This is a genomic window from Saccharospirillum impatiens DSM 12546 (assembly GCF_000423605.1).
Classification (GTDB): Bacteria; Pseudomonadota; Gammaproteobacteria; order Pseudomonadales; family Natronospirillaceae; genus Saccharospirillum; species Saccharospirillum impatiens.
This window is the reverse complement of the sequence record NZ_AUIH01000023.1, coordinates 79,594-85,593: the sequence shown is the minus strand read 5'-3', so window position 1 is coordinate 85,593 and position 6,000 is coordinate 79,594. Positions and strand designations below refer to the sequence as shown.

The window sequence follows — 6,000 nt, the reverse complement described above, 5'->3', positions numbered from 1 at the left end:
TTAACGGCCGTGCTATCGAGCGAAACATGGTCAACTTGAATATTGATGACATCCGCAGCCTGTAGCACTTCCATAACATGATCTAAAACACCCGCTTTTGCCCAGCGGTTTGCACGGGTATAAATTGTATGCCAGTTTCCATAGTGTTCAGGCAGTCCGCGCCATTTGCAGCCATGCTCAGCGACATACAGTATCGCGTTTAACACTTGTATATTAGGTATCGTCACGTTGCCACGCTGTTTTGGTAGCAGCTGACTGATGATTTTGAATTGATCGGTTGTAATTTCCATGCTGAAATTCTATCAAAAATAGTGTTAACAGGCCCTAGGTCATCGAAATCTGGTTCGAACTGGCATACTGGTTAGAATTTGTGGTCGTTCAGTCGCTGCAATTGGCCTCACATTTCTGTTTACCTTAATTTAGCGCGGAGTGAATTCTATTCACCCACAACTCAAATATTAATCGTTTGTGAACCAGCCGGGCTCACCCTATCGTGGCCTCAACAGGCAGGGGGTGCAGATCGCAATCCCTGATCCCTGAATTTGTTTAGCCACACAGGAGACGCCCGGATGTTTATTGACCCAGCCATTTTGACCAATTCAACCCATCATTCTGAACTGCTCGAAGACAGCCGTCGGTTCAACGCCTACGACGCAGATGTGGCCTACCATATCCGTAACGCCGAGCGCCTGCGTTCTGAAGCATTTCGCGCCGCCGGGCAGCGCGTTGGCCAATGGGTTCGTCGGACTTCACATCGAGTGTTTCGCGCACCGTCTTATGTGCGTCATGCCTGAGCAGGCCACGCTCAGACAACTGACCGTTGAAGACCGCACGTCCGGCTGATTGAATCGCACTGCAAATCAGCCGGACTCCGTCTTGTTTCTTGGCCCCGCCTCTCGATAACGCTTATAGCTCAGCCCCACCCCTCGCTTTTTCCGATGCCCTGCGTTTCTGATCCGGGCCGTCAGTCCGTCCGTATCACTGTCGATTTCTTAACCGTTTTTTATACGCTAATTGCACAGAATCTAACGCTATGAGCCAGTACCGTTCACAACTCTGGCATCGCTTTCAGCAATGGCCTGCCGATGAACAGTCTCGCCTGATTGAGATGGCCTGGGAAGACAGAACGCCCTTTGATGCCATTGAAGCACAGTTTGGTATGACGGAAGCCGATGTCATTCGACTGATGCAACGCCTGCTGAAGCCGGTCAGTTTCCGTAATTGGCGTGCCCGAGTCAGTCAGCGTACCACCAAACATCTTGCACGGCGCAGCCACACGATACTGCGCAGTCACTGCCCCACCCAATACAAGCACCGATGATACCGATTCAACCCGGCGAACCGGCGAAAGGCATCAGCGTTGTGTGGTTCAAGCGCGATCTGCGGTTGCACGATCACGCTCCCTTACAGCAGGCCATTGAAACGGGATACCCGGTTTTGTTGATCTACATCGCCGAGCCCGATCTGCTCGCAGACCCGCATTATGACGCGCGGCATTGGCGCTTTATCCGCCAGTCCATTCAGGACATGAACCGCCGCCTTAAACCGTTCAGCACCCGGGTGGTAAAACGCAAAGGCGATGCCCTGACGGTTCTCGCTCAACTGCACAGACACCATCACATTGTCACCTTGCACAGCCACGAAGAAACCGGACTTGCTATCACCTTTGCACGGGACAAGGCTGTCTCCAAGTGGTGTGAGTTGAATGGTATTGACTGGCAGGAAACACCCACTGGCGCGATCCAGCGTGGCCTCAGCCACCGGCTAAACTGGGACAAACACTGGCAAGCTGCTATGGGGAAACCCCCGGTCGATCCCGACCTGGCGCGTTTACAGCCGGTTAACGGTGTCGGGGATGACTGGGCATGGCCAAACGACTGGCCACAAATAGCAGAGCAATTTCAGACCGGTGGGGAAACCGCAGCCTGGAACACGCTGCAGTCCTTTTTTGAAACACGCGGCCAGTACTACGCGCGACACATTTCCAAGCCTCAACTGAGCCGTGACAGTTGTTCACGACTGTCGCCTTACCTGGCCTGGGGCAACCTGAGTGTTCGTCTGGTTTATCAGCGCTTGCTGCAAGACTGGCAACGCCCGGGATGGCATCGTGCAGTACAAGGCTTTTCATCCCGTCTGCACTGGCAGGGCCATTTTATTCAGAAATTCGAGAGTGAATCCCGAATGGAATTCGAGCCCGTAAACCGGGGCTACAGCGACCTCAGCTACCGGCATGGCCCTGAAGCCGAAGCGGATCTGGCAGCCTGGAAAACCGGCCAGACCGGCTACCCTCTGGTCGATGCCTGCATGCGTGCGGTCGTCGCCACCGGATATCTGAATTTCAGAATGCGAGCCATGCTGGTCAGCTTCTTAACGCATCACCTCTGGCTCGACTGGCGCTGGGGCGTGCAACACCTTGCCCGCCAATTCCTGGATTTTGAACCAGGCATTCACTACCCCCAGTTTCAAATGCAGGCCGGTCACACCGGTGCCAATACAGTGCGCATCTACAATCCCGTTAAGCAGTCACAGGAGCATGACCCCCAAGGCGACTTTATCGTCCGCTGGGTGCCCGAACTGGCAAACCTGCCCAGACCCTATATTCATACGCCCTGGGCAATTCCACCGCTTGAAGCAGCCATGCTCGGTTTTGAACCGGGACAGGATTACCCGGAGCCCATTGTCGATATCGAACGAAGCGGCCGATACGCGCGCGAGCGTCTCTGGGGACACCGCAAGCAACCTGATGTTCTGGCCGAAAAGGACAGAATTCTGGCCACACACGTCCGCCCTGACCGTTGAGCTTTACTCCGCTACGTTCAGGTTGCCCCATCCGACGCTTTCAACCAGTTCGCGCAATCGCCTGGGCCGATAACGGTCATCAGCCAGGTACCGGGCTTTCACACTGGGGTGAATGAGCATGGGCGTACCGTCGAGTACCAGGGGGCGATGCAGCGGCTTTTTGAACCGATACACATGTTTGCGGGTTTTGTGTAGTTGCCCTTTCACGCCGTCGGTCAGGCTGTTTTCCAGGTGCGTTTCTACACTTAAGCCGGCTGCTGTTGCTTCTTTGAGCATCCAGGCCAGGGGTGCGTCGGAGGCCATCAGGCCTGTGTCCTTATCGGGTGGGTAGGAGCCACCGACATCGGAGTGCACACCGGCGAACCAAACCTGTTTCAGATCGACACCCGGCCTGGGTTGCCACACCGTCGGCTCAAAATCCTCACGTTGCTCATCGATGGCCAGGGCATGCCGGGCCACGGCAACGTTGGAGCCCATCTTGGTGTCGTAAAACTCATCGTGGCTGTCAAGCAACCCCATCAGGCTGAACGGAATGCCCAGCGACCCGACCGTATCCCAAACCCCGACAAAATGAATGTTTCGTGCCGAATGCGCATGGCGCTCGCGAAACGCGGTGGCGTGTGCGCCACTCGGGTGGTTTTTGGCCAACGGGCTTTTATAAATCTTCCAGGCTTCTGTGATCAACGGGGCTTCGGCTCTTTTTAAGATGCCACAGTTGTTAATCAACCCACTCAACGCTCGCACCGTATAAGCCCCACGACTGAAGCCGAACAGGTAAATATGGTCTCCGGGGTTGTAGTTCTGAACGATGTACCGATAACCATCGACAATGTTCTTGTGAATACCGCGACCGGTGGCACCGGCAGACAATTTGCTGTGATACGTACCCAGCCCCCAATCATAAAACACATGCTGTCGCTGAGCGCCTGTCTCGGGCGCAATGGCACGAGCCAGCCTTAATACATTGCTGGGGTAGTCTTCTTCCAAGTCTTCTTCCGGGCGGTTCCAGGTGCCGTCCGCACACACGATGATATTGGCCATGGCGTTCCTTCCTTGTTGCAACGATCAGTCAATGCGATAGAGCCGCGTACTGCCATCACCGCCAGTGCTCCGACGACCGCGAGTATAGTCGAAATCTGCTATCGAAGCCGTTATCAGGTCATCGCCCGAGCCAGAGCCATCGATGTACGGCCTCATTCGCTCCCGAAATTGACTCATACGTTAGGTCAGATTTCATCCTGGCATGATGTACGAAAGGCGTCATCCAAATCCAGCGGGAGCACCAATGTACTGAACTCGCGGCTATTGGCGTTTGTACAGAGCGCTGCTACTGAGCTGTCTCCCAGGGAAAGATCGTCATCCTCTTCGGGATACTCGGCGTTGAGAACCGGCTTTCCGGCCGATATGAATGGGTCAAGCATTGCGCATTCGTCGTATTGAAAGCATTGCTCGTTAACGGCAAAGTCATAGTATTCAACCAGCTCTGCTACCTGGTCGAGGTCGTTTTTCAGGCCGACGGCCAAGCCTCGCCGATGCGCCTCGTTCGCGATAAAACGGTTGTAGGCCAATTGATCATTCGCAGTGAGACTAAACCCGGGGTCATTCAAATAGCCATCCACATTGTCTGGCTCAACGCCATTACAGCCCTTCTCGACCGCCAGATCAAGCCGGTCTTCCATTATCCGGTGTACGTTGGGTGAACGAATATCCAGCCAGCGTTCATCGGGCCAGCCATCGAGGGTATTGCCCAACACATCACCATCAAATTCGCCCTCATCGTCCCGAAAATTCTCGTAGGATCCGGCAGAGAAATAACAGATCACCTTACGACCACTTGCCTGGAGGGCGTCGATGGTAGACGGCGCTGTATCGAAAAGATCAATATCGTAGATGGTTACATCATAGTCTGTGTTTAATGGCTGACCGTCACTGACCAGTAACTGCCATTGCCAGGTCACACCGACCACAGGTTGATACCAATCGCCCCCCGTAACAGGTGATGCATCCACTGCCAATGGCGCTGAGGCACTGGAGCCTGCGGAGTCAGCTACCTGGCAACCGGACAGACCAACAGCACAACTGACTAACAACCCTTTAAGTAATCGCATTTAACATTCCCTATAGTCAGCTAACGCTGCACTCCGCAGGGGCTTATCTACCCCCTTGCCTGAGGTGACTCGTGCCATTGAGTCAGCATTCAGTTGTCAAACAGGATTCTGGGCAGGACACCTGATCATCAACAGCACCGCTCGCTTAATTCTAGACAGAGCTTAAGTCGCCAAAGTCGACATATCCATCCACATCGGCTCCCACACATGTCCATCAGGGTCTGCAAAGCTTCGACTGTACATAAAATCCAGCCCCTGATCGGGAATAATGTCGGCTACTCCACCATTGGCGGCCGCTGCCTCGTTCATTCGATCAACCTCTTCACGGCTGTCGCATGACAGGGCGAGCAGGACTTCGCTGGAGGTTGTCGGTGGGATCGGTCGATCTGTGAAGGTCCGCCACTTGGCGTGGGTCAACAGCATCACATTGATGGTGTCACTCCACACCATGCCGGCCGCCGTTTCGTCAGTGAACTGTGGGTTATTCTTAAAGCCAGCGGACACACCAGTACACTCATCAATGATTCTTGTCGAATAAGTCTATACCAGCTATTCGAACAGGGCTTCCGGCCATTCTCTCTCGTGTGAAGTGAAGAGCTTGCTCAGAGGCTCCTTAGTTCAAATCTGCCGCATACCTTTTCAGCAGGTCCATTGGAATAATTTCCAGTGCTTTAATATGGGTACTCTTCAGATTAAGCCTCGGTGCAGCATCGCCTTCCACAGCTTCCAACCACCGTGCCGCACAAACACACCAGCTGTCTCCGGGCTTTAACCCCTTAAAGCCAAACTCAGGCCGGGGCGTTGAAAGGTCATTCCCTTTGGACTTCGAATAGTCCAGGAACGACTTCGACGCTTCAATGCAGACGGTATGAGAACCGACATCCTGTGCGCAGGTGTTGCAATGACCGTCCCGGTAAAACCCGGTGACCGGATCCTGACCGCACATTTCCAGTTTTTCGCCGAATACGTTAACTGGGTCATCCATTTCCATACAGTAAACACCCTTGGTTCGTTATTGGTAGAAAGCTATACCCCAAGTACAGCCGTCAGTATGGCACTCGTCCGGGCAAACCCCAAGGCTAACAAAATTTCA

At 54.0% G+C, this 6,000-nt stretch carries 9 protein-coding genes; 3 read left to right on the top strand and 6 right to left on the bottom strand.

The genetic code is table 11. The annotated features are described in order from the left end of the window. On the bottom strand, window positions 1-290 hold a 290-nt coding region (locus G565_RS0112690), incomplete at its 3' end, for an IS5 family transposase (RefSeq protein ID WP_028671259.1). Between the two features lie 279 nt (window positions 291-569). Between G565_RS0112690 and G565_RS0112685 the strand changes: the two genes are divergently transcribed. The 3 genes from G565_RS0112685 (at window position 570) to G565_RS0112675 (ending at window position 2,799) form a co-directional block, all read left to right on the top strand. Then, window positions 570-794 carry an RSP_7527 family protein gene (locus G565_RS0112685; RefSeq protein WP_028671258.1) on the top strand — a complete coding sequence of 75 codons (225 nt, stop codon included), beginning with the start codon at window positions 570-572 and terminating at the stop codon, window positions 792-794. A gap of 239 nt (window positions 795-1,033) precedes the next feature. Next, complete coding sequence (locus G565_RS0112680; RefSeq protein ID WP_051207866.1) at window positions 1,034-1,321, top strand: TIGR03643 family protein; 288 nt, start codon at window positions 1,034-1,036, stop codon at window positions 1,319-1,321. After that, window positions 1,318-2,799 (top strand): FAD-binding domain-containing protein, encoded by a 1,482-nt coding sequence (locus tag G565_RS0112675; RefSeq protein WP_051207865.1) that lies wholly within the window; start codon window positions 1,318-1,320, stop codon window positions 2,797-2,799. The genes G565_RS0112680 and G565_RS0112675 overlap by 4 nt, the downstream gene beginning before the upstream one ends. Before the next feature lie 3 nt (window positions 2,800-2,802). On the opposite strand, the gene G565_RS0112670 is transcribed toward G565_RS0112675, so the two are convergent. The 5 genes from G565_RS0112670 to G565_RS0112655 all read right to left on the bottom strand — a co-directional run bounded on the left by G565_RS0112670 (window position 2,803) and on the right by G565_RS0112655 (window position 5,898). Then, window positions 2,803-3,840, bottom strand: coding sequence for a DUF2235 domain-containing protein (locus tag G565_RS0112670; RefSeq protein WP_028671255.1), 1,038 nt, complete (start codon window positions 3,838-3,840; stop codon window positions 2,803-2,805). A 24-nt stretch (window positions 3,841-3,864) separates the two neighbouring features. Further along, window positions 3,865-3,996, bottom strand: a complete 132-nt coding sequence (locus G565_RS27615; protein ID WP_281168926.1) for a hypothetical protein — start codon at window positions 3,994-3,996, stop codon at window positions 3,865-3,867. A 29-nt stretch (window positions 3,997-4,025) separates the two neighbouring features. After that, window positions 4,026-4,907, bottom strand: a complete 882-nt coding sequence (locus G565_RS24055) for an endo alpha-1,4 polygalactosaminidase (protein WP_037339086.1) — start codon at window positions 4,905-4,907, stop codon at window positions 4,026-4,028. Between the two features lie 162 nt (window positions 4,908-5,069). After that, window positions 5,070-5,411, bottom strand: coding sequence for a VOC family protein (locus tag G565_RS24050; protein WP_245584179.1), 342 nt, complete (start codon window positions 5,409-5,411; stop codon window positions 5,070-5,072). Window positions 5,412-5,520: 109 nt separating this feature from the next. Beyond that, a complete protein-coding gene (locus G565_RS0112655) occupies window positions 5,521-5,898 on the bottom strand; it encodes a DUF2237 family protein (protein ID WP_028671254.1) in 378 nt (125 codons plus the stop codon). Window positions 5,899-6,000 lie beyond the last annotated feature (102 nt).